Origin of the sequence: Leptolyngbya subtilissima AS-A7, assembly GCF_039962255.1 — a bacterium.
GTDB lineage: Bacteria > Cyanobacteriota > Cyanobacteriia > Phormidesmidales > Phormidesmidaceae > Nodosilinea.
Genome location: NZ_JAMPKY010000013.1, coordinates 12,957 through 35,897 on the forward strand (window position 1 = coordinate 12,957; position 22,941 = coordinate 35,897).

Genomic DNA, 22,941 nt, shown 5'->3' on the forward strand with positions numbered 1-22,941 from the left:
AACCCACATTTTTGCTCGTTTAGCCACGATTTAAATCTGGGTGTGAACGTCTGGAGAGCCGCCAGCCCCTAAGTCTCTCTAGACATCGAGATAGCGATTGTTTGCTGCAGCCGTTGTGGTCAGTGGTGGCGGTGACGCTATAGATTGCTAGCCTTTGCCCTCAGCCCTAGTCTGCTTTGCCGTTGAGACTTTAAATGTATGAATACGGTTTTAATTGTTGACGACGATCCTATATTGCAAACGGCATTGACCCGGCACTTACAGGCTCAGGGGTTTGAGGTGATGAGCGCGACCTCAGGCCAAGAGGCACTAGATTTGTTGTGCAACCAACCTGCGGACGTGGTGGTGTCGGACGTGGTGATGCCGGGCATGAACGGGTTCGAGTTTTGCCATCACCTGCGCTCTAGCCCCGCCGGAGAAATGGTGCCGTTTATCTTTCTCTCTGGCCTGGGAGAGTTGACTAACCGGGTGCAGGGTCACATGCTCGGGGCTGATGACTATTTAGTTAAGCCCTTCTCGGCGCAGGAGCTGATTGCCAAAGTGAAGGGAGCGATCGCGCGATCGCAGCGTCTCCACAGCACTCTAAAGCGCATGCTTGAACAGTCTGCCCTCCAGCCCAGCCCCCTACCCCTCACCCCGGCCGAAGAGCGGGTGTTTTGGGAGGTGGTTCAAGGCTTTACCAACAAACAGATCGGCGAGCACCTCTTTCTCAGCCCCCGCACGGTGCAAACCCATCTCAGCAATATGCTGGCCAAGCTCAATCTTGAGAACCGCGCGCAGATCGTGCGCTTTGCCTTTGAGCACGGGTATCGGATGCCGGAGGAGTTGGAAAAGGGGTGAGGGAGTGGATGGGTAGGAGGGTGGATGAGTGATGGGTACATGAGTGGATGAGACCCGACTGCAAATCCTGAACTACACCCAGCGTTTCCAACCCTTTGGGAAGCCACCAGGCAAAAAACATTTGCTCCTCACCCTCTACCCATCCACCCTCCTACCCATCCACCCATCCACTCCCCCACTTCACCTGGCTACCCAACACGCCCTATGATTGGAATGGGCTCTCTTGTGCGGTATCTATGGTTTCGGACAGCGACACATTAGTGAATTTGCGCGCTCAGCTGCAGGGTGATTCGCTGAAGAAGCAGCTCTCGGCGGTGCATGAGCTGCTGGCCCTGGGGCAGGAGGGAGTTGAGGCGTTGACTGCAACTTTGGTGGGGCGCAAAGACGAGCCGCCAACGATTTTAGACGGCAAGATCTTTCAAGTGCTCTACGCTACGGAGCAGGAGAATCTGCGTCATTCTCTGGCGCAGCATTGGCCACAGGGGCGAATGCCGACGCCGTCGGAGCAGGGAGTTGACTACGGGCCGCTGCAAGCGCTGTTGATTCAGCAGGACTTTGAAGAGGCGGACCGGATGACACTGGCGAAGCTGTGCGAGCTGGCAGGGCCAACGGCGGTGAAGCGCAAGTGGGTCTATTTCACCGAGGTGGAGCAGTTTCCGGTGGAGGATTTGCGTACCATTGACCGGCTGTGGCTGATTTACTCTGAGGGTAAGTTTGGCTTCTCGGTGCAGCGCCGTCTCTGGCTCAGCCTCGGCCAAAATTGGGATAAGTTTTGGCCCCGCATTGCCTGGAAGGACGACAATATCTGGACGCGCTACCCCGGCGGCTTTATTTGGGATTTGAGCGCTCCGGATGGCCATTTGCCCCTGTCGAACCAGCTGCGCGGTGTTCGCATGATGGCGGCTCTACTAGCGCACCCGGCTTGGAGTGAGGAGGGGTAACGGTGCCGAAGCAGCGTGCCAAATCCGATCTACCTACCAAGGTTTGCCCGGTATGCCAGCGCCCGTTTACCTGGCGCAAAAAGTGGGCCGACTGCTGGGATGAGGTGAAATATTGCAGCGATCGCTGCCGTCGTCATCGCCAGCAGAGCCTCTGACCCAAAACAAGGACATTTCGCCAGCCTAGTACGCTGCCTGTTGCCTCGGTGAGATTCTGGATAAAAATCTCAACCCAACAAGCTGAGTGAATTGGCTGGCGGTGCGATCGCCCTCGCTACAGTTATCTAATAATCAACCCCTTAAGATAGGAAAGCATTTTTAAGGACGGCTGCCATGACCCAGGCATTACCCAAGGTAATCATTCACGGAGGAGCGGGTAGCTCAGTGGGCCACAAGGAAAGGCTGCTGACCCTGCGGGAAGATTTACACAGTATTGTCAACGAGGTGTATAGCAAAGCTGAGTCGGGGGCCCGCGCCCGCGATTGTGTCGTGCTGGGCTGCCAGCTGATGGAAGATTCGCCCCACTTTAACGCGGGCTATGGCTCAGTGCTGCAATCTGACGGCCAGGTGCGCATGAGTGCGGGCCTGATGGACGGTGAGGCTCAGCGATTTAGCGGTGTTATCAACGTGTCGCGGGTGCGGCATCCGATCGACCTGGCGGCTTACCTGCAACCCGCCGCCGATCGCATCGTTTCGGACTATGGCGCGGCTGAGCTGGCCCGCGAGATGGGCCTGGTGCCCTTTGACCCGGTGACTGACCTCCGCTTGAAAGAATGGATGAGGGAGCGGGCCAGCAACTTTCAAAGCGCTATGGCTGGGGTGGTGGCAGAGACCGTAGATGTGCCTGCTGACTCTGAAAGTCGGCGGGGTACGATTGGGGTGATTGTGCTGGATGGGTCGGGGCACCTAGCCGTGGGCACTTCTACCGGCGGTAAGGGGCTAGAGCGGCTGGGGCGGGTGAGCGACTCGGCTACCCCAGCTGGAACCTACGCCAACGCGTTGGCGGCGGTGAGTTGTACGGGCATTGGCGAAGATATTCTCGACGAATGCCTGGCGGCCCGCATTGTCGTGCGGGTGACCGATGGTATGGACATAGCGACGGCGTTTGAAAAATCCTTTGCGGAAGCGACGCACCACGGGCGGGATTTTGGGGCGATCGCTTTGAGCCAGTGGGGCCAAATCGCCTGGGGTAAAACCAGCGAGGTGCTGATATCGGCCTACCATACGGGCGATGGCGTGGGCGATACCCTAGAGCTAGACTCAGGTACCTTGACCGGAGTGGTGTAACCGCTATGACCGACCCCAATGCTTCCAAGCGCAATCCCTCGGCAACCGAGAAGAACGTGCTTAAAATCGATGTGCCCACCCTGATGGTGATTTTGACCGGGCTGATTTTGCTGCCCCTGCTGGCCACAGGATTTATTTCTCAGTAAGCAAAGAGTAGTGGATCATCCGTAGGAAGAGGAGTGAGGGCGCCCCTTCCTACAAAGCAGGTGAGGGCTACCCTCTGCCTTTGCTTTTGGAATTTTTACTAGAGCAGCGATCGGTCGTACCCGAGAGCTAATTGTCCAGAAAGCTTACGCTGGGCCTCATCTCGCAAGGGGTGAAACCGTACACCTTGGGCATCGCGGAAGAGTTTTTCTAAGCCAAAGGGGCGGTTAAAAGAACGACCTCCAGCGATCTCCATGGCCATATCGACAACTCCAAGCACCGATCGCGCTACCAAGGCTCGACCCGTCATAATTTGGTTGGTGGTATCAAAACCAGGCTGGCTAGAGATGCTGGTTGAAATCATATGTTGCAGAGCAATTTTAGCCGCAGCTAGCTCATTGTCTAAGCCGCCAACTTGATAGTAAATATGCTCGTCGTCGCGGTTTTTGCTAACTTGCTGAACGACTAAATCTCTAGCCGCTTCGGCCACTCCAACATAGACCGAATAAATAATGGGGAAGGCAACCATGGTGATCAAATGGAATGCCGGGTGCCATTTGTCGGCCGGACGACGCAGGGCGATCGCCTGATCGGATACAAAAACATTAGCCAGCACAATGTCGTGGGAGCCGGTGCCGCGCATGCCCATGGCTTGCCAGGTAGGCACAATTGAAACACCAGGGGTCTGCATAGGCAGGGCAAAGTGCAGTACCGTTTTTCCTTCGGCAGGGTCGTCATAGACGGCGCTAGTCATGAGCAAATCGCCGGCTGGGGCACCGCTAGCAAAGGCTTTGCGCGCCGTAATTAGGAAACCACCTTCGGTGCGAGTCGCGGTGCCAGAGCCGGGTAGCCAATCGCCGCCGCCACTGCTAAGCAGAATAATTTTCTCTTGGGCAATGCGTTTGAGTAACCCATCTACCGGAGCGTTTTGGTGCTGCCATTTCCAAGCCGGTACCATGACCTGGTGGGTGTGCATCGAAAAGGCCAGGGCGGTCGAACTACAGTGGCGAGCTAAGGTTTTTAAAGTTTCACAAACCTCTGTATAGCTAGCACCTCCCCCACCAAATTCTTGGGGAACACCCATGGCCGATAGCCCCGACTGTCGTAGTATTTCAAAATTTTCGGCGACAAAGGTATCGTTGGCATCGGCGGCCTGTTCGCTGGGGGAAAACTGTTGACCTAGAGATTGGGCAAGGGCTAGCCAGTCGCGATTTTGCTGTTGATGGGTGGGTTGATTAAGAAGTTCAAGCATGGGGGCTCCTTGAAAACTGAAATCGTTGGATGGGTCTATTCTGTTGTTGAAGCCCCTGGGGTACAAGATCACAATCTGTACTTCCGTTACAGATTGAAATAACCGATGAGGATGGTTGCCATGGGAAAGGGATATGGACAGTACTGCCCTATTTCTAGGGCGGCGGAAATTATTTGTGAGCGCTGGACACCCCTGATTTTGAGGGAGCTGATGTCTGGCAGTCACCACTTCAACGAGATCAGCTATGGAGTGCCGCTGATGTCGAGGGCGCTGCTAATTAAGCGCCTCAAAGAGTTAGAACTGGCCGGCATTATTACTCGCCAGGAAAAAACGACCGGGCCAGGATCGGTTTATTTGCTCACCCCGGCGGGGGAAGCGCTGCGTCCTCTAATTGACCAAATGGGGGTTTGGGCCTCACATTGGACCCGCGATCGCCTCTCCCCTGATCAGCTGGACGACCGACTGCTGATGTGGGCCATGCGGCGGGGCATTAATCTTGGGGCGTTTCCACCGGCCAAAGTAGTGCTGCAATTTGACCTGCGCGGTCTGACCAAGGGAAAACAGAAGGAACGCAGCTATTGGATGGTAGTTGAGTCAGAACGGGTTGATGTTTGTTTCCAAAACCCAGGCTTTGGGGTAGATGTCGTTATCTTTGCCGATCTCAGTGTCTTTACCCATGTCGTTATGGGCTACGAAAGCCTGGAGCAAGCACTCAAGACGGGGAGCATTGCCTTTGATGGGCCGAGTGATTATGTAAAACAATTGCCGACTTGGCTCTACCTGCAGCGCGAACGCCGTCACCTGTCAGGGATAGCACCTGTTGTGCTGGGCAAGATGGCATAGATTGGGGGCATGCTTCTGCGATCGCTACCGATTGACTAACGTTGTCACCGGAGCCTTCAGATATTCTAAATCTGGTCCAGAGGGAATAATGCCGCCTGGATTGAGCGGAAACAGGTTGCCGTAGTAGTCGCGCTTGACCGCTTCAATATCGCAGGTCTCCGCTACGCCGGGTAGTTGATACAGACGCCGTAGGTAAGGACCCAGGTGGGCATAGTCTTGAATGCGGCGGCGGTTGCACTTAAACAAGCTGTGGTAGACCACATCGAAGCGAAACAGCGTGGTAAACAGCCGCACATCGGCCAGGGTCACCCTATCGCCGCAGAGGTAGGGGCGATCACCCAAAGCCTGATCGATCGCATCCAGTGCATCAAATAGCTCGGTAACGGCGCGATCGTAGGCGGCCTGGGTTTGGGCAAAGCCACAGCGGTAGACGCCATTGTTAACGGCTTGGTAGGTGCGATCGTTCCACTGGTCAACCTCGGCTTTTAGGGTATTTGGGTAAAGGTCAACCTCTGGTCGAGTGGCCCATTCATTGAACGCCTCATTCAAAATAACGATGATGTCGGCACTTTCATTATTGACAATGCTGGCCTTCTGCCGATCCCACAGCACCGGTACCGTCGCCCGCCCCTGATAGCCTGGCTTGACTTGACGGTAGAATTCTGGCAGCGTGCGACAGCCGCGAAAGGGCGTTTCAAACACCCAGCAGCCCTCGTCAGGAGAAGGGATAACGGGCAGAACTGAAACGGCTTCTTCCAATCCCTTTAAGGCTCGCGTCACCAAAGTCCGATGTGCCCACGGACAGCCCATACCAACGATTAGCTGATAGCGATTCGCCTCAGGTAGATAGCCTCCATCGGAGGTAACCCATTGGCGAAACGCGCTCTCAGGCCGCTGGTAGTCACCGCCTTTGCTGCTGGGAGCCATCTGACCCATCATGGTTTGCCACAGTGTCGTCCAAACCTGCTTAGCCGTGCGAATCAGCAAACCTGGCGGGAGACCAGCCATAGGAACCTTGCGTGAGGAGATGTTTCTACTATAAAGAATGTTTGGTGGTGCATCGCTGCGCGGATGCACCCTACAAATCCCATGGCTCAGGCTCCTTGGATTGACCAATAGGTTGATTGGCAGAACAGAGGTTTAAACCAATGATCAACCTATCCTTTCCGTGAGGTGAAGGACGACGGAACGTCCTTCTCGACGGGGGTCTGGGGCCTGCGAAATGGCCCCAGCGGCAGATCTGGTTTGTACCCCAACCTGCGCGCCGCCACAACCCAAGCTCCCACAAAACAAACAGGCTGACGCAGCAACATCTAACCTGAGCAAAGCCGTAGATATTGTATCGGGCGAATAACCAATCGCTCCTACGACAAAAAAAGCCGCCGACCCGCAAGGGATCGACGGCAGCTTATGTGATGAGGTGATCTAGTGCAAAGAACGATTTACACCCGCGCCGGAGCCTTTGTCCACTCCGTGTGGAACGTGCCCTCCTTATCAACCCGTAGGTACGTATGCGCCCCAAAGTAATCACGCTGCGCCTGGGTCAGATTCTGCGGCAGGCGATCGCGCCGGTAGCTGTCAAAGTAATCCAGCGACGCACTAAACGCCGGCACCGGAATGCCAAACGTCGCCGCCATGGCGATTACTTCCCGCCAAGCCGTCTGGCGATCGAGAATCGTCTGCTTAAACTCAGGAGCCAGCAGCAGGTTAGGCAAGCTGGGGTTTTCGTCATAGGCATGCTTGATCTTATTCAAGAAGCCCGCCCGAATAATGCAGCCCCCCTTCCAAATCCGAGCCGTTTCGCCCAGGTTGACATCGTACTCGTAGGCCTTAGAGGCCGCGCCAATCAGCGCCATACCCTGGGCGTAGGAGCAAATCTTTGAGCAATACAGCGCATCGCGAATTTTGTTCACCACCGCTTTGACATCGCCGTCAAAAGTAGCCGTGGGGCCGCTCAGCTCCTTAGACGCCGCTACCCGCTCCTCTTTAATCGACGACATAATCCGCGCGTTCACCGCGGCGGTAATGGTGGGAATGCCCACGCCTAGCTCTAGGGCGCTCATCACCGTCCAGCGGCCTGTGCCCTTTTGTCCCGCCGCATCCAGAATCAGTTCAGCTAAAGGCTCACCGGTTTCGGCATCAATGTTGGTAAAGATGTCGGCGGTGATTTCGATCAAAAAGGAATTCAGCTCATCGGTGAGATTCCACTCCGCGAACACGTCGAAGAGCTGGTTGTGGTTGAGGCCCAATACGCTCTTCATCAGGTCGTAGGCTTCGGCAATCAGCTGCATATCGCCGTACTCGATGCCGTTGTGCACCATTTTGACGTAGTGACCCGCGCCGCGAGGGCCGATGTAGGTAACACAGGGGCCATCATCGACCTGAGCCGCAATTTTTTTAACGATGGGCTCGATCGAGTCGTAGGCTGCGCGGGTGCCGCCGGGCATCAGGCTAGGGCCGAGCAGCGCCCCCTCTTCACCACCGCTGACCCCCATACCGATAAACCGCAGCCCAGTGGATTCCAAATCCTTCGTGCGGCGCTCGGTGTCTTCGTAGAGGGAGTTGCCACCGTCCATAATCATGTCGCCGTCATCCAGCAGGGGGCGCAGCTGGTCGATAACGGCATCTACCGGAGCTCCGGCTTTAACCATGACCAAAATGCGACGAGGCCGCTCTAGCGACTGCACGAACTCTTCAAGGCTGTAGGTGGCCTTAACATTTTTGCCCTGGGCACGCTTTTCCATAAAACGTTCGGTCACGGCGGCAGTGCGGTTGTACACGGCTACCGGAAAGCCCTTACTCTCGACGTTAAGCGCCAGGTTCTCGCCCATAACGGCGAGCCCAATTACACCAAAACTCTGTGCCATATCAATACTCTCGGTAACGGTTCGGTCGGAGGTCTAAAACGGATTTCTACGGAAAACTGTAGGGTGGGCGGGTAGTGGGACGTTAACGGAATGCCACAAAGAATGCTACTGGCATCAAAACTGTCAACAGCCTAAACAACTTTTTCGGGATGGCCATGCTCCCAAAGGTTTTCTTTAGGTGTGAAGCTCAAAAGCCAGGAAGTCTTGACCTCCAGAGATCGGTATTCACTTCAGGTACAGAGTTTCGTCTACTCAACCCTTGCTTGTGATTAGTCTGTAGGGAAAGGCGGTCAGCGGAGCTGCAATCAATCTTCAACCCTAGCCCCTCAACGCTTTCTCGCCTACCCTCCCCATCTCCCCACTGCCTGCCGTGATTTTTCTGAGATTCTGTAGCCCCTGAAGCTGTGAAATTGAGCAAGTGCCGCAACAATGGCGTTACGTTGTGGCGTTCTCTCTCCATCTGGCTATGAAACTTCTCTCTCGTTCTGCCTTGGCGGCTTCTATAGCGACGGTTGGTCTTGTAATCACTGTCGGCTCTGGAACTGCGTATTCTGGCTGTGCCCTGTCTAACTGGGGTAATGCTGAGCTCTCGACAGCGAACGATGGGCCTAACGGCTTTTTGGTGGCTTCGCCTGACACTAATGCTCTGGGGATGGCCCTTGGTGGATTGGGAGCGATCGCCGCTCTGCTATCCGGTGGCACTCTGCTAACGCGCCAGCGCTGGCAAGCCCAAACGGCGGCCGCCTTAAAGACTGAGGTTGACCCAAGCCCAACAATTCAGATTGAAACGGTTTTGGTGTCTGAGCCAGCTGAGATTGAGAGTGAGGTAGCTTTGGCCTACCGGCGTTAGATTGACTTGACTGTGTTTGCAAATCTCCTTGAGTAGCTGAAGGGCTGGTTGTTGACCGGTCCTTTTTTTGCTTTCAGGACGGCTGCACCTGGGCCTGGAGCCAGCTCAAGTAGTCAGGCAAACCAGCCACAATCGGTAGAGCGATAATCTCGGGCACCTCATAGCTGTGGTGCTGGGTGATGGCCTGGGCGATCGCATCAAACTGGCTGAGGTCGGCTTTGACGATCAGCTGCCACTCGGGCTCGGTGTGGATTTTGCCCTGCCAACGGTAAACAGAACGGATCGACAGCACGCTAACGCAGGCCGCTAGATGGGCCTCCACCAAATGGCGGGCCAAGCTCTCGGCCTCGGCCTCAGAGCCAGCGGTGACCAAAACGACTCCTAGGGATGGGGGCGACATCACTGCTGGGGAATGCGATCGACAAACTGCGACTGGTTCAAAGTTTCCCGGGCTGGACGGTGGGTCCAACGGGTTTCCCCTTGCACTGTTTCGTAGAGGTAGGTGCGAGCTTCTTCCGGCAGCACCGACTCGGTGAACTCAGTGCCCACCACCACGGCGGCTTTAAGAGACGCCTCCCCCAAGTGGGCACGGGTGAGGTCAGCCCGCGATAGATCTACGCCGTCAAGCATGCCGTTCCACAATACGGCCCCGGTCAGATCAGAGCCGCTGAGGTCGGCCCCTAATAAACTCACCCCGCGCATGGTGGTGTGGGTAAGATTGGCCGAGCTGAGGTTGGCGTGGTCGAGGTTGGCCCCGTTGAGTTTGGCCTCTTTGAGGTTGGCCCCGGCCAAATTCATGCCGTGTAGGTCGACGCCGTTGAGCCAGGCTCCTTCCAGGTTGACAGCATCCATGCAGGTGCGCTCTAGGTCGGCCCCACTGAGTCGGGCCCCGGTGAGATGCGCCCAGGATAGGTTGGCCCCGCTCAGGTTCGCGCCGCGCAAATTGGCCCCGGTCAGGTTAGCGCCGCAGAGATTGGCCTCCCGCAAATCGGCATTGCGCAGGTTGGCATGGCACAGGTCGCAGCCGCTGAGTTTGGCATTGCGCAGGTCAGCTCGCACTAAGAAGGAGCCACGCAGGTTGGCCTTGGTGAGGTCAGCCTGGTTCAGGTGAGTCTCGCTCATTTTGGCAAAGCTCAGGTTCGCCCAGTTGAGGGTGGCGTAGTCGAGGTTGGCCTGGGTGAGAAAGGAGCGGCTAAGGTTGGCACCTTTGAGATTGGCGCGGCTGAGGTCCACGTCTACCAAAATGTGATGGCTAAAGTCACCACCGGCCAGGCTAATGCCAGTGAAGTCACGATAGCCAGCTTCGTAAAGCTCGAGGAAATATTTAATGTGCATAATGCTTCTATGGCGAGTCGGGGAAGCGCCAGACTCACGGGGGGCGACTAATGGCACGGCAGGTTCCCAAAACTGGGGCATACAGATTGTGAAGGGGTATGAAAAGCGACCTTAAAAATGAGATTTATGAGTAAGGTTAACGCTTCTTTAACTAAGACTCAGGAACATAAATTTACAGTTCAAAATGTGTTTAATTATTTTTTTACAATTGCTACACACGGGGGCTGTGTGGCTTGGATACAGCTTATTTGCTTTCTTCTAGGCTGACAGACTTCGTTGCTTTTGTTTGATAATTTGGTGAGAAACTTAGCACTCGACAAGTCATGAATCGATTGATTTTTTGGGGCGTTTGGCTTGGGTTTATTCTGTATGCATTTATACTTGCTCCTCCCAATCGCCCCGACACCGCTGAACTGATCTTAAAACTTTCCACAGGCGCGTGGGAGGGCATTAACCCTACCGTCATAGCCCTGTTTAACGCTATGGGAATTTGGCCAATGGTCTACGCTGCGGTGGCTTTGGTAGACGGCCACGGACAAAAGCAGCGGGCCTGGCCCTTTGTGGTGGTGTCGTTTGCGGTGGGGGCTTTTGCGCTGCTGCCCTACTTAGCTCTGCGACAGCCTAACCCCAGCTTTAACGGCCCCAAGAGCGCTCTGCTGCGCCTGTTGGAATCTCGCTGGCTGGGAGCGGCCCTGGCAGCTGGGGCGATCGCCCTAGCCGCCTTTGCATTACTTAAAGGTGACTGGCCTGATTTTTGGCAGCAGTGGCAGACCAGCCGCTTCATCCACGTGATGTCGCTGGACTTTGTTGCCCTGTGGCTGTTGTTTCCGGTGCTGCTGCGCGACGACATGGCCCGCCGGGGCATGAGTCAGCCCTGGGTGGTAGCGGCGGTGCTGGCCCTGCCGTTGATAGGCGCTTGTTTATATCTAGCGCTGAGGCCGGCTATTGAGGAGAGTCCGGTAGCAGAGGGCGTGGGAGCGTGAGGGGAGTGGGAGAGTAGCGGGTGGATGAGTGGATGGGTAAAGAGTAGATGGGGGGGATAAGGGAGATCAGAGTTGCTTCCCCACCTTCCTTACCTTTCTCATCCCCTTCTCTCCCTCATCCCCCTACGCTGTCATACTCTGCAACCGGCTCAGGGTGCGCTGCACGGAGGAGAGACCCTGGCGATCGCCTTGGGCCTCGAGATAGGCACTGGCTCGCTCCAGGTCGGCGATCGCCCTGGCCTGATCGCCCTGGCTCTGGTAGGCAGCGCTACGGTAGCAGTAGGGCAGCGCAATGGGGTCGCCGCAGGCAATGGCGTCGCTGTAGTCGCGCACCGCGCCTTTGAAGTCGCCCAGCTTGTGCAGGGCACTGCCCCGGTATACATAGGCCATAGGCAGGTGGGGCTTGAGAGTCACCGCTTGGGTAAAGTCAGCGATCGCTGCGGCGTAGCGGCGCTGCTCTAGGCGCAGCCAGCCCCGGTTGCAGTGGGGAGCAAACAGCTTGCCGTTTTGCAGAATCGCCTCACTGAGGTCAGCCTCGGCGGCCTCGACCTGGTTGAGTTCGAGCTGGGCCACCCCGCGGTTGTTGAGGGCAATGGCGTGGTCGGGCTGGAGGTTAATTACCTGGCTATAGTCGCTAATCGCCCCAGGTTGGTCGCGCAGGTCGTGGCGGGTGGTGCCTCGGTTAAAGAAGGCCACAGTGTCCCCAGGGGGAATGGCCGGGTCGTGGAAGCGCTGCATGAGGGCTTGGACGACAGCGGGTTCGGCGGTGCGCAGCTTGGCGTCTAGATCGGGGATGGCAGCGCTCTGGGTAGGCAGCGCCTTGAGGCTGACTACGGCGTAGGTGTTCCCCATGGCGTCAGAGGGGGCGCTGCTGCCGCTGTCGCAGACCAGATAGCTCTCGGCGGTGCCCATAATTCTGAACTTGAAGCGCTCGGGGTAGTTTTCTCGCAGGGGCAAGAGTTGATTGAGGGAGGCCTTGAGCAACTGTAGCTGGCTTGACTCGGTGCCCCAGCGCTGGCTGATGCGCCACGCCAGGCGGCCATCGTGCTGGTCGCCTCGGTGGCACCAGCCAATCTCGAGCTGGCCACCGCGATCGAGCAGCTGGCGAAATTGCTCTAGCAGGCCGTCGTCAATGGTGACGTAGCTCGCCCAGGGCCACACCAGCAGCACCCGCCGCGTGGCGGTTTTAAGGGCAGTCTCAAGAGCCTGGCGGCTGGCCATGGCTTGGGGTTCGACGGCGTTGGCCACGGGGAAGTCAATGATCCAGTCGGGCTGGGGTAAGGGCAGCGGTTTGGCTATGGCTACGGGCTCTTGGCGCGAGGTTTTAAGCTCGGTTTCGGTCTGCTGCACCCGCCGGGCTAGCTGCATTAGGGCTTTGCGGTTGGCGGTGTCGTCGGGGGCGGTGACCAGCTGGCTAGTGAACTGCTGCTGCCGTTCGGAGAGCGATCGCGTTACTCCCTCCAGCTGGGCCACCTGGGCCTTCACCTGTCCCAGGTATTGCGACACCACCTGCTGCACCTGTTCCTGGGTGTGGCCAGCGGTTTCCTGGCGGCTGACCTGCTGCTGCAAATGCTGCACCTCAGCGGTCAGGCGCTCTAGCTCGGCGGTGCTGGGCGGTGTCGCCGGCAACCCGTTTACCGTGCCCACCGGAATTTTGGTGAGGGCTTGCTCTAGGCGGGTTTGCTGGCGAGTCAATTCTTTAACGTGATCCACTAGCCGACTAAATTCTGACTGGGGCACCAGGGCAGCCATGGCCTTGACCACCTCCCCCATTCCGGCCCGGTATTGGCCAGGGGCATTGGTCTGGGGAAACTCCTGCCAGCGGCGATCGATTTGCCCCAAGGCGTCTTGCAGGTTGGTGACTAGAATGCGGGTTTCTGAACGCAGGTTCTCAAGACTTACCCGCGTCTGCATCAGGTCGGTTTTGACTTGGGAGAGCTTGTTTTCAGCGGCCTCTACTCGAGGCGCGGTAGCCAGCCGCTGTATGTAGGTGTTGAGGTTTTCGAAGCTCACCTGGGCCGCAGCCGACTGCTCCTGGAGCTGGGTAATCTGCTGGTTGATGTCGGCTAGGTCAGGAACGGGCAGCGCCTCAAGTCGCTGGTCAACGTGGGCTTTGAGGCCGTTGATTTGCTTAGCAAAGCGGATGAAGGAGTGGTTGTTGCGATCCATCACCGCCCGCTGAAAGTTGGTCAGCGCCTCGGGCGAAGGCATAGCCGTCACCTGTTTTGTCAGGTTGGTGAGGCGGTGCCCGGTCTGGCGGTGCTGGCGGGCGAGCTTTTCCTGGGCTTCTTCAAGCTGCTGCTCAACGCGGGTGCGGTTGAGTAGCCCAACCGCTGCCAGCACCGTGAGCGGTGCCGAGGCCAGAGCAATGTTTTGGGCAGCAATCGACGCTACGGCACCGACGCCAGACCCTACAACCAGAGCGCGTTCGGCCCTTGTCAACCAATGATTATCGGCCACGTTGTTTCCCCTGATGACTAAAACCGCTAAGGCGTGGCGATGCCTGAGGGGGCGTCAGGGGGGCTTCATCGCTACTAATTTACTTTTCGGGAAGCGATCACAACGTCAGGATGTTTTTGTGAAAAGCTGGGGGAAGTGGGGGGAAACGAACAAGCATTATTGAATTTTATCAATCAGGAACAAAAATCAAATAGCATTTAATCAATTTACCCCTTTCTTTTTGGGACAGGCATTGGCTAAACTCTATTGAAAATAGCCTCAAGTCTATTCAGATAGCGATTTGATTGACAAAGATCAATCTTGATCTAAGCACTCAGTGCTTACGCTAAAACCGCCGCCAATCCCTGCCAGGTAATGCTTTCGCTGTCCTTTTGCCCGAGGATGCCTCGTCTATGACTCCAATTATTGCCCAAACCAGCTGGCTGATTCCTCTATATCCCCTAATGGGAGCGCTGCTGACTATTCCCTGGTCACCGGCCTTTATTCGTAGCACTGGGCCGCGCCCGGCAGGGTACATCAACATTGTGATGACGGCCCTTGCTCTGGTTCACAGCCTGCTGGCGTTCTTAGCCCTTTGGGGAAAGTCGTCGCCCCAGTTTTTCTTCGCCTCCTGGCTGGATGTGGCGGGACTAAATTTGGCCATTCCCCTAGAGGCCTCGCTGATTACCCTAGGGGCCTGTGTACTGATTACCACGCTGAATCTGCTGTCGCAAATTTACGCTGTGGGCTACCTAGAGATGGATTGGGGCTGGGGCCGCTTTTTCGCCATGATGGCGCTGTTTGAGGCAGGTATGTGCGCCCTGGTGCTATGCAACTCGCTGCTGTTTGCCTACATGCTGCTGGAGATTTTGACCCTGGGCACCTACCTGCTGGTGGGCTTTTGGTACAACCAATCCCTAGTGGTGACCGGGGCGCGCGACGCATTTTTGACCAAGCGAGTCGGCGACCTAATACTTCTGATGGCGGTGCTGGCCATCTATCCCCTCGCCCACACCTGGGACTTTCGAGAGCTGGCGGCCTGGGCTCAAACCGCAAATGTGGATCCTGGGTTGATCACGCTCATTGGTATTGGCTTGATTGCTGGCCCGATGAGCAAATGCGCCCAGTTCCCTCTGCACCTGTGGCTGGATGAAGCGATGGAAGGCCCGCTGCCCAGCACCATTCTGCGCAATTCGGTGGTGGTGACGACCGGCATCTGGGTGCTGGTGGAGATGGAGCCTGTGATTGCCCTGTCGTCGACGGCCTCGGCTTTTGCTATTGCGGTCGGGGCGGTGACGGCGATCGGCGCGACGCTGATCTCTGCGGCTCAAATTGACATTAAGCGGGTGCTTTCGTACCTCAGCAGTGCCTACATGGGGCTGATGTTTATCGCCCTCGGCGCCCACCAACCCGGTGCCGCCCTGCTGCTGGCCCTGATCTACGCCCTGGGCATGGCGGCTCTGGTCATGGGCGCAGGCTCGATCATTATTAATATCACCACCCAAGACCTGACCCAAATGGGCGGATTGTGGGGCCGCCGCCCCGTGACCGCGATCGCCATGATTACGGGTGCTGCTAGCCTAGTGGCCCTGCCTCCCCTCGGTGGGTTTTGGGCCATGCTCTCGCTGGTGTCTGGCCTCTGGCACAGCGATCGCGGTCTGTTGGTAGCAATCGTGCTGCTGGTGAACTGGCTGATGGCCTTTAGCCTAGCCCGGCTGCTGGGTCTGATCTTTGCGGGCAAGACCCAGCAGATGACGATGCGATCGCCCGAGCCGATCTGGTTCATTGTGCTGCCGCTGGCGATCGTCGCTGGTTTCGCCCTGCACCTGCCGTTGGTCATGGCCCAGTTCAACCTGCTGCCCACTTGGGCTGAGATTAGCCAAGACATGGCTCTGCTGCTCACCTGGTCCAGCATTCTTGGGGCGGCGATCGGCACCCTGCTCTACGTCAACCGTATGGTTGAAGACCCAGGCAAGCTAATTCAAAAGCCCCTGCAAAACCTGCTGGCCTACGACTTTTACACCCCTAAGCTCTACCGCAACACCTTTGTGTTGGGTGTGGATGTGCTGTCGCGCATGACCGACTGGCTCGATCGCTACGTGGTCGATGGCCTAGTCAATGCCGTGGGCCTAGCCTCGCTCTTTAGCGGCGAAACCCTCAAATATGGCAACACTGGGCAGCTTCAGTTCTATGTGCTCACCATTGCCCTCGGCGTCGCCGGACTCGGGATTTTGATGAACTGGCAGGCGCTATCGGCGCTGTTTTAGACAGCTGTGGAGTAGGGGAGTCAGGAAGTTGGGGAGTTAATCCCCCGTCACCCATCACCCCATCACTCCATCACCCCCTACCCATCCACCCCCTACCCATCCACCCACACCATGCTCACCCCCCTCCTCCTAATCCCCCTCCTCGGCGCGATCGCTATCTCCCTTTGGCCGGGCCTCCCCAGCCAGCAGGCCCGCAATGGTGCCCTGATTGCCTCCGGGGCCGCCCTGCTGTGGACTCTTTATCTATTCACCCAGTTTGATCTGGCCTTTGGCGGCTTTCAGTTCCACGAATTTCTACCCTGGCTGCCCGCCCTAGGGCTCAACTACGAACTCAGTCTGGACGGCCTCTCGCTGCTGATGGTGGCGCTGAACAGCCTGATCACCTGGATCGCGATTTGGAGCAGTAACCCACAAATTGAGCGGCCTCGGCTCTTTTACAGTCTGATGCTGCTGGTGAGCAGCGGGGTGGCGGGGGCCTTTGTGGCTCAAAACCTGATGCTGTTCTTCTTGCTCTACGAAATCGAGCTGGTGCCCCTGTATCTGCTGATTGCCATCTGGGGCGGCGAGAAGAAAGCTTATGCGGCCACCAAGTTTTTGCTCTACACGGCGCTGTCTGGCGCGCTCATGTTGGCCGGGTTCCTCGGTACCGTCTGGCTCAGCGGCGCTAAAGACTTTACCTACTACGCGGTGATGGGCCACGATCTGCCGATGGTGTGGCAGGGAGTGCTGCTAGGGCTGCTGCTGGTAGCCTTTGGCATCAAAATTCCCCTGGTGCCGTTTCACACTTGGCTGCCCGATACCTATGTGTCGGCTTCGACTCCGGTGGCGATGATGCTGGGCGGGGTGCTGGCTAAGCTGGGCACCTACGGTCTATTTCGCTTTGGTCTGGGGCTGTTCCCCGATGCCTGGGCTCAGTTTTCGCCCTACTTGGCGGGGTGGGCAGCGGTGAGCGTGCTTTATGGAGCGGTGACGGCGATCGCCCAAAAAGACATCAAGCGCATGGTGGCCTACAGCTCCATCGGCCACATGGGCTACGTGCTGTTGGGCGGCGCGGCGATGACCGACCTGGCACTAACCGGGGCTGTCAGCCAAATGGTTTCTCACGGCATTATTCTGGCTATTCTGTTTCACCTAGTCGGGGTGATTGAGACTAAAGTTGGCACCCGCGAACTGGACGTGCTGAACGGGCTGATGAACCCGGTGCGAGGGCTGCCCATGGTCAGCGCGCTACTGGTGCTGGGGGGCATGGCCAGCGCCGGCATCCCCGGACTGGTGGGGTTTGTGACGGAGTTTCTGGTGTTCCAAGGCAGCTATGCCGCCTATCCGGTGCAGACCCTGCTGGGGGTAATTGGCACGGGCCTGACGGCGGTCTACTTCGTGATCTTGCTCAACCGCACCTGCTTTGGTCGGCTAGACAATGCGATCGCCTACTTCCCCAAGGTCACCTTTTCTGAAAAACTGCCCGCCTATATTCTCGCTGGGCTAATTCTCTTCCTCGGCATTCAGCCCAACTGGCTAGTGAAGTGGGGCGAACCGACCGCCAGCCTAATGGTGTCTAACATCCCTATCTTCACCACTGAGGTCGTCGCCGATGAAGTAATTCAGGAGATCGAGATGCAGCCCGATGGGGCGATCGCTCTCCCCATCGCCACCCTCCCCACCCTGCCCTGACCCCCAACCCCGTAGGGTGCATTCGCGAAGCAATGCACCATCCCATAACGCGATATACCCAAGGTATAAATTTCCGCGATGGTGCATTACGGCCAAAGCAAAATGGTTCGGTAAAAGCGAGAGGGTCTACGGCCTAATGCACCCTACGGGCGATCGGTGGGACTTAGAGGAAATCCCAAATTTGTTCGGGAACTAGCCGGTGAGGGCCATCGCGGAGGTCGGCGGGCGATCGCCAAACCGCCTTAAACTGCCGCTTCCCCTCCACCACATCTAGGCTCTCCTGCCCGTAGAGCGACTCATCCACAAACCGCCCATCGTAAACAAACACAATCTCGTGTCCCGGCTCGCCCTCGTAGACAAAGATGTTTTCCACGATGCCCAACAGCTCCACCTCGGTAATGGCGGCCCCCAGCTCCTCCTTGATTTCGCGAATCGCCGCCTCGGCACTGGTTTCTCCGAAGTCAATGCCGCCCCCTAGAGGGCGGGCAAAGCCCCGCTCTTTCACCGAGTCGTAGGCTTCGTGGACAAGAATCTCGTCCCCCCGCCGCAGCAAACAGATCGAAATTGACCGAATTCGCGCTTTTTTACCCATGCCAAAAGTTTTGAGTGTTGAGTTTTAAGTTCTTCCCGAAACAAATCTAATTCAAAACTCAAAACTAAACATTCACAACTCTCCCACCTATCCACCCCCTACCCATCCACCCCTATGCCCACCCTCACCCAACCTCAAACCCTCATCCCTCCCTCCACCCACCCCCACGCCGACGTGATTCACCGGCTAGAGGCAGGCGGCTCGATGCTGCCCGACACGCCAGAAAACCTGATGCAGATCATCGGCATCTACAAGGCCTACGCCGTGCCGATGGATTTCTATTGGCGCGACCTACTCTATATCGCCGAGCGGGTGTTTTTGAACCCCATACCCGCCTTTAAGTATTTTTTGCCCCAGGAGTACCTTGACCTGCCCAACCACTACGCGGGCGACACCGCCGATCTGCGAATTTGGCGGGGCGAGGCCACGGCCCATCCAGAGCTGCTGGAATTTATGGAGAAGGGCGAGCTGAAGCGCAAGCTGCCTAAGCTGTTCCACCACCTGTGGCACGATCGCGTCAACATGGAGTTTGCCGAAGCCTGCATGCGGGCCATGCTCTGGCACCAAGATATGGGCGGCCGGTTCAACGACTATTTGTATACCGAGGAGTATAAGGGGGCGTGCGATCGCGCCATTCGCGCCTACTTCAAAGGCAACCCCGCCATGCTGGGGCTGCACAAACTTTTCCCCGAAATGTTCTACGAAAAGTGCCGCGAACTCTCCTACTACTCTAACCTAGGCCTGTTTTGGGAAGTGATGGCCCCGGTCTTTTTCGAGATGAGCGATATCTACGACGAAGGCGGCTTTTCAGGCGTGCCCGCCGCCATGGACTTTTTGGTCAACGGCATCTTTGCTGTGGCCGGTCGGCCCATTTACCACCACGTCTATGTGGGCGACGAATGCTTCGAGCTGATCCCCAAATCCTGCGGGTTCACCTGGCTGTATGAAGCGGCCTTACCCTACGTGGAAGCCGTGTTCTACCGCACCGCCCCCTTCCGAGGCACCAAATCCTACAACGCCCAAGCTGGTCAGGTGCCGCAGGATCAAAACGACTTTCACTACGGCATTCTCTACGCCGACGTCTTCCCTGTGGGCAGCGCGGGCATTCCCCCGACTCTGCTAATGCAGGACATGCTCCACTTCCTGCCGCCCTACCTGTTGGAGTATTACCAGCAGCACTGTCGCGGCGAGGACGACATGCTGATCCAGCTAGGGATCACCTTTCAGCGATCGATGTACAACGTCACCTCAGCGGTGATTCAGGCTCTGCGGGCGGCACTGCTCTACCCCCTCGATGACCAAAACCCTCGCCACCTAATGGCCAACCGCCAATTCTTCGAAGCCCAAATGGATCGCTTTGTGCGCCCGGAAGCCCGACTGCGCGATGTTCAGCGGCAGGACTACCGGTAGATGGGTAAATGGGTGGATGAGTAGATGAGTCAGCGTCTTGATCACCCAGTCACCCATCCACCCCCCACCCATCCACCCCCTACCCATCCACCCCCTACCCATCCACTCCCATGCCTACCATCGTCGATATCGCTGTCAATACCGAAGGCTTCTCCACCCTAGTCGCCGCCGTTCAGGCGGCGGGGTTGGTTGAAGCACTGCAAAGCCCCGGGCCGTTTACGGTCTTTGCGCCGAATGATGCCGCTTTTGCAAAGCTGCCTCCCGGCACGGTGCAAACCCTGGTGCAAAATCCACCCCAGCTGGGGCGTATCCTCAAGTTTCATGTGGTGGCGGGCAAATACACCAAGGATGAACTGATCAAACTCGGTACGGTGGGTTCCCTTGAAGGTGCGACCATACCCATTCATAACCTCTCTGATGATGAGGCGTTCGAGGTGAAAAATGCCACGGTGCTCGCTGCCGACATCGAAGCCGATAATGGCATCATTCACGTGCTGGATACTGTCATGTTGATGGGGTAAACCTTGGGCTGAGGAAGCGATCGCGGTCTCTTTGTCTAGCTAGATTGAGTGCGTTCTTGCCTGAACTGCATCACTGGGATAGGTATCCTTGGTATAGAGGGTGACATTCTCTGTGAAACTAGCGATCGCATAACTGGCCCCAACAATGCCCCTAACCCGAAGTCGATATGTGACGGCCCTGATTGAGGGGTTGTCTAGTTTGGGACTGCTCGTCTTGCTCTCTGGTTGCTCGGCTTTGCCTGAGATAGGGGCTGTTGGTGCCCAACCTAGAGAGCAAGAGATTGCCGAGGCTTCAACCCGTGAGCAAGATTCTTTAGCAGTCGTCACTGATCAAGCTGCAAACCAAGCTGCTGTTAAAACCTTACCCACTGCAACCGTAGTGTCTGTGGGCGACGGCGATACGCTGCGTGTGCAGGGGCAGGATGGCCCAATCACCGTTCGTGTGGCCTGTGTGGATGCGCCCGAGAGTAACCAGGCCTTTGGCCCCGAGGCAACGCTGCGGCTGCGGCAGTTGCTCTCGACTGGGCAGCCGGTGGAAGTGCGGGCGATCGAGCGCGATCGCTACGGCAGAACCGTGGCTGAAATCTACAGCGGCGGCCAATCGGTTGGCCTACAGCTGGTGGGTGAAGGCTACGCCGTCGTTTACGAACAGTACATTTCTGGCTGCGCTGCCACCGCTGACGACTACCGCCAGGCCGAATCTGCGGCCCGCAACGCTCGCCGCAACTTTTGGAGCCAGCCCAACCCCACCATGCCCTGGGATTTTCGTCGGGGCGGGACATCCCCCACCCCAACGGATCCACCACCGGCTGTTGTGCCAGCTCCCGTTAACCCGCCTTCAGCGACTCCGACCAATTTGCCCGCCTGTGTGTCTGGCGATTGCGACTGTGGCGACTTTGCCACCTGGGAACAAGCTCAGGCTGTGCTTAACGCCACCCCTGGTGACCCTCACCGTCTCGATGGCGATAGCGACGGTGTTGCCTGCGAAAGCTTGCGCTAAGGCTGTAGTCGAAAATCCGAGTCCCTACAGGGGCCAACACCGTTTGCCCCTACCTGTTTACAGCCGCCGTCGCCGCGATCGCCGCCAGTTAAACCAGTTCTCGGCCCAGTCTCGTCGCCAAGTGCCGTGCCGCCAGCGCTGCCGCTGCCACTCGCTCACCATTAAGGGAATGATCTCCGCTTGGCTGAGAGATAGCGTTGGCACCTGATCGAGCCGCGGCAGCGAAATATTCTGGTCGATCGCCAGCGCTACCGTGTGCATGAGTTCGCTGGCTCCAGGGCCGCAAATTTGGGCACCGAGCAGCTGCCCATCGGCGCGCACTATCCACCGGCAAAAGCCCGTGATGTCGTTACCGTAGTGGGTCTTAAGAACTTGGCCGAAAGCTACTTGTACCACAGTTGCTTCGCTGCCGTACCAGTGACGGGCTTGATCAGCGGTGAGCCCAATCCGCGCATATTCTGGCCCGGTGTGGAGTAGGGCAGGGCGGTTGAGAAAGGAAACCTTTCGCAGCGGCAGGTAGAGCGCATTGTGCAGGGCGATCGCCACCTCTTGGCGATCGGTTGATTCGGCCCAGTAACCCCCCAGGGCCGGGCCGCAGGCAAACACTCGGGGATGGGCAGTGGCGAGGCGATCGTCCACCGATAAAGCGGTGGCGACGCCGTGAACTATTTGAGGCTGAATGCCGATGCTGCTGAGGTTGAGCGGCCCCAAGGCAGGGTGGGAAGCGGTAGCTAGTACCAGGGTTTGAGCCTTGAGTAAGTCACCACTGGCCAATGAGACTTCAACGCTATCTTTGTAATGGATCCCGTCTAAGCGAGTGTTGAGCTTGAGGGTTACTCCTGCCGCCTCCAGCAGCGCTTCTACAAAAGCAGATATATCAGGGTCTTCGGTAGCGAGGAGGGTGTCGCCTCGGGTGACTAGGGTGGTGTGGCAACCGAGTTGAGCCAGGGCTTGGGCCAGGGCGATCGCCGCTGCACTCCGCCCCAGCACGATCGCCGACTCGGGCAGCGCCGCTAAGTCTAGCAGCGTGTCGAGAGTCAGGTAGGGGGTTTCGGCTAGCCCAGGAATATCGGGGATGGCAACGGCGGTACTGGGGGTGAGGAGGTAGCTGCGCGATCGCAGTCGCCGCGTCAACGTTGTCACTGCCAGATTTGGCCGAGGGCTAAACTGGCCCGGTTCCAGCACTACATCCACACCGCTAGTGGCCAAGCTATCAAGATTCAGGTGGGGGTAGGCGATCGCCTCTAGCGCTCTGACCTGAGATTTCAGCGACTCCCAGGTTGGGCCTTGAGAAGCTCCAGCTTGAGCTAGGGTGGTAAGCACAATCTGCCGACGAACCTGCCGCTCCACCTCGCCCGGAGGCTCAACCAGGGCTACCCGCGCACCCTCTCGCACCGCCAAGGCCGCTGCCTCACGCCCCTGCACCGTGCCGCCGAGAATCACTGCGTCGTAGTCAACGGTCATGGTCTCTCCACGTGTGTCCCCATGAGTTTAGCGCCAGCGTCAGCAGGGGGATCGGGGCGATGGGGAAGGTGAGGGAGATGAGGAAGGTGAGGGCGTGGGGGGTTAAGGGGTGAGAGGTAAGGGTTTCTGTGGATCTCTCTAGCTCCCCATCTTCCCTATCTCCCTTATCTTTCCTATTCCCTCCAACTCCCTTCCTAGTTTATTTAGTCTGAGTAAAGTTTATTCCTGGTCCTGATGG

General features: G+C 57.4%; 21 protein-coding genes. 13 read left to right on the top strand and 8 right to left on the bottom strand.

The annotated features are described in order from the left end of the window. Nucleotides 1-198 precede the first annotated feature (198 nt). From NC979_RS23670 to NC979_RS23690, 5 genes are all read left to right on the top strand, one after another. Nucleotides 199-840, top strand: coding sequence for a response regulator transcription factor (locus tag NC979_RS23670; RefSeq protein ID WP_190522316.1), 642 nt, complete (start codon nucleotides 199-201; stop codon nucleotides 838-840). Nucleotides 841-1,076: 236 nt separating this feature from the next. After that, the gene (locus NC979_RS23675) at nucleotides 1,077-1,781 is read left to right on the top strand and encodes a GUN4 domain-containing protein (RefSeq protein ID WP_190522318.1); all 705 of its coding nucleotides are present in this window, start codon (nucleotides 1,077-1,079) and stop codon (nucleotides 1,779-1,781) included. A 2-nt stretch (nucleotides 1,782-1,783) separates the two neighbouring features. Next, complete coding sequence (locus tag NC979_RS23680; RefSeq protein ID WP_190522321.1) at nucleotides 1,784-1,936, top strand: DUF2256 domain-containing protein; 153 nt, start codon at nucleotides 1,784-1,786, stop codon at nucleotides 1,934-1,936. A gap of 175 nt (nucleotides 1,937-2,111) precedes the next feature. Beyond that, entirely contained in the window at nucleotides 2,112-3,065 is a 954-nt protein-coding gene (locus NC979_RS23685; protein WP_190522324.1) for an isoaspartyl peptidase/L-asparaginase, read from the top strand. 5 nt (nucleotides 3,066-3,070) lie between these two features. Beyond that, nucleotides 3,071-3,211 carry a hypothetical protein gene (locus tag NC979_RS23690; RefSeq protein ID WP_190522327.1) on the top strand — a complete coding sequence of 47 codons (141 nt, stop codon included), beginning with the start codon at nucleotides 3,071-3,073 and terminating at the stop codon, nucleotides 3,209-3,211. Nucleotides 3,212-3,309: 98 nt separating this feature from the next. Here the strand turns inward: NC979_RS23690 and NC979_RS23695 are convergent, their stop codons facing one another. Further along, the gene (locus NC979_RS23695) at nucleotides 3,310-4,461 is read right to left on the bottom strand and encodes an acyl-CoA dehydrogenase family protein (protein WP_190522330.1); all 1,152 of its coding nucleotides are present in this window, start codon (nucleotides 4,459-4,461) and stop codon (nucleotides 3,310-3,312) included. 120 nt (nucleotides 4,462-4,581) lie between these two features. Between NC979_RS23695 and NC979_RS23700 the strand changes: the two genes are divergently transcribed. Next, nucleotides 4,582-5,304: a winged helix-turn-helix transcriptional regulator gene (locus tag NC979_RS23700; protein WP_190522333.1), complete on the top strand. Its 723-nt coding sequence runs from the start codon at nucleotides 4,582-4,584 to the stop codon at nucleotides 5,302-5,304. A gap of 24 nt (nucleotides 5,305-5,328) precedes the next feature. On the opposite strand, the gene NC979_RS23705 is transcribed toward NC979_RS23700, so the two are convergent. Further along, complete coding sequence (locus NC979_RS23705; protein WP_190522336.1) at nucleotides 5,329-6,312, bottom strand: glutathione S-transferase family protein; 984 nt, start codon at nucleotides 6,310-6,312, stop codon at nucleotides 5,329-5,331. A gap of 434 nt (nucleotides 6,313-6,746) precedes the next feature. Continuing rightward, nucleotides 6,747-8,171 carry an NADP-dependent phosphogluconate dehydrogenase gene (gene gndA / locus NC979_RS23710; protein ID WP_190522339.1) on the bottom strand — a complete coding sequence of 475 codons (1,425 nt, stop codon included), beginning with the start codon at nucleotides 8,169-8,171 and terminating at the stop codon, nucleotides 6,747-6,749. A 466-nt stretch (nucleotides 8,172-8,637) separates the two neighbouring features. Between gndA and NC979_RS23715 the strand changes: the two genes are divergently transcribed. Beyond that, complete coding sequence (locus NC979_RS23715; protein ID WP_190522342.1) at nucleotides 8,638-9,021, top strand: hypothetical protein; 384 nt, start codon at nucleotides 8,638-8,640, stop codon at nucleotides 9,019-9,021. Between the two features lie 73 nt (nucleotides 9,022-9,094). On the opposite strand, the gene cutA is transcribed toward NC979_RS23715, so the two are convergent. Together cutA and NC979_RS23725 are read right to left on the bottom strand one after the other, a co-directional pair. Continuing rightward, nucleotides 9,095-9,421, bottom strand: a complete 327-nt coding sequence (gene cutA, locus NC979_RS23720) for a divalent-cation tolerance protein CutA (protein WP_190522344.1) — start codon at nucleotides 9,419-9,421, stop codon at nucleotides 9,095-9,097. Then, nucleotides 9,421-10,437 (bottom strand): pentapeptide repeat-containing protein, encoded by a 1,017-nt coding sequence (locus tag NC979_RS23725; RefSeq protein ID WP_348253813.1) that lies wholly within the window; start codon nucleotides 10,435-10,437, stop codon nucleotides 9,421-9,423. The genes cutA and NC979_RS23725 overlap by 1 nt, the downstream gene beginning before the upstream one ends. A gap of 242 nt (nucleotides 10,438-10,679) precedes the next feature. Between NC979_RS23725 and NC979_RS23730 the strand changes: the two genes are divergently transcribed. Further along, the gene (locus tag NC979_RS23730) at nucleotides 10,680-11,339 is read left to right on the top strand and encodes a DUF2834 domain-containing protein (RefSeq protein ID WP_190522347.1); all 660 of its coding nucleotides are present in this window, start codon (nucleotides 10,680-10,682) and stop codon (nucleotides 11,337-11,339) included. A gap of 123 nt (nucleotides 11,340-11,462) precedes the next feature. Here NC979_RS23730 and NC979_RS23735 read toward each other — a convergent pair whose 3' ends face one another. Then, nucleotides 11,463-13,799 carry a tetratricopeptide repeat protein gene (locus NC979_RS23735; RefSeq protein ID WP_190522350.1) on the bottom strand — a complete coding sequence of 779 codons (2,337 nt, stop codon included), beginning with the start codon at nucleotides 13,797-13,799 and terminating at the stop codon, nucleotides 11,463-11,465. Nucleotides 13,800-14,191: 392 nt separating this feature from the next. On the opposite strand from NC979_RS23735, the gene NC979_RS23740 reads away from it, so the two are divergent. Both NC979_RS23740 and NC979_RS23745 read left to right on the top strand, forming a co-directional pair. Continuing rightward, nucleotides 14,192-16,045 carry an NAD(P)H-quinone oxidoreductase subunit F gene (locus tag NC979_RS23740; protein WP_190522353.1) on the top strand — a complete coding sequence of 618 codons (1,854 nt, stop codon included), beginning with the start codon at nucleotides 14,192-14,194 and terminating at the stop codon, nucleotides 16,043-16,045. A gap of 111 nt (nucleotides 16,046-16,156) precedes the next feature. After that, on the top strand, nucleotides 16,157-17,716 hold the full coding sequence (locus NC979_RS23745) for an NADH-quinone oxidoreductase subunit M (protein ID WP_190522356.1): 1,560 nt from the start codon (nucleotides 16,157-16,159) through the stop codon (nucleotides 17,714-17,716). Between the two features lie 163 nt (nucleotides 17,717-17,879). On the opposite strand, the gene NC979_RS23750 is transcribed toward NC979_RS23745, so the two are convergent. Continuing rightward, nucleotides 17,880-18,308 (bottom strand): NUDIX hydrolase, encoded by a 429-nt coding sequence (locus NC979_RS23750; protein WP_190522358.1) that lies wholly within the window; start codon nucleotides 18,306-18,308, stop codon nucleotides 17,880-17,882. A gap of 114 nt (nucleotides 18,309-18,422) precedes the next feature. On the opposite strand from NC979_RS23750, the gene NC979_RS23755 reads away from it, so the two are divergent. The 3 genes from NC979_RS23755 to NC979_RS23765 all read left to right on the top strand — a co-directional run bounded on the left by NC979_RS23755 (nucleotide 18,423) and on the right by NC979_RS23765 (nucleotide 21,239). Next, a complete protein-coding gene (locus NC979_RS23755; protein WP_190522360.1) occupies nucleotides 18,423-19,718 on the top strand; it encodes a CO2 hydration protein in 1,296 nt (431 codons plus the stop codon). Between the two features lie 110 nt (nucleotides 19,719-19,828). After that, entirely contained in the window at nucleotides 19,829-20,239 is a 411-nt protein-coding gene (locus NC979_RS23760) for a fasciclin domain-containing protein (RefSeq protein ID WP_190522362.1), read from the top strand. Nucleotides 20,240-20,384: 145 nt separating this feature from the next. After that, nucleotides 20,385-21,239, top strand: a complete 855-nt coding sequence (locus NC979_RS23765; protein ID WP_190522364.1) for a thermonuclease family protein — start codon at nucleotides 20,385-20,387, stop codon at nucleotides 21,237-21,239. 57 nt (nucleotides 21,240-21,296) lie between these two features. Here the strand turns inward: NC979_RS23765 and NC979_RS23770 are convergent, their stop codons facing one another. After that, a complete protein-coding gene (locus NC979_RS23770; protein WP_190522366.1) occupies nucleotides 21,297-22,703 on the bottom strand; it encodes an FAD-dependent oxidoreductase in 1,407 nt (468 codons plus the stop codon). Nucleotides 22,704-22,941: the final 238 nt, after the last annotated feature.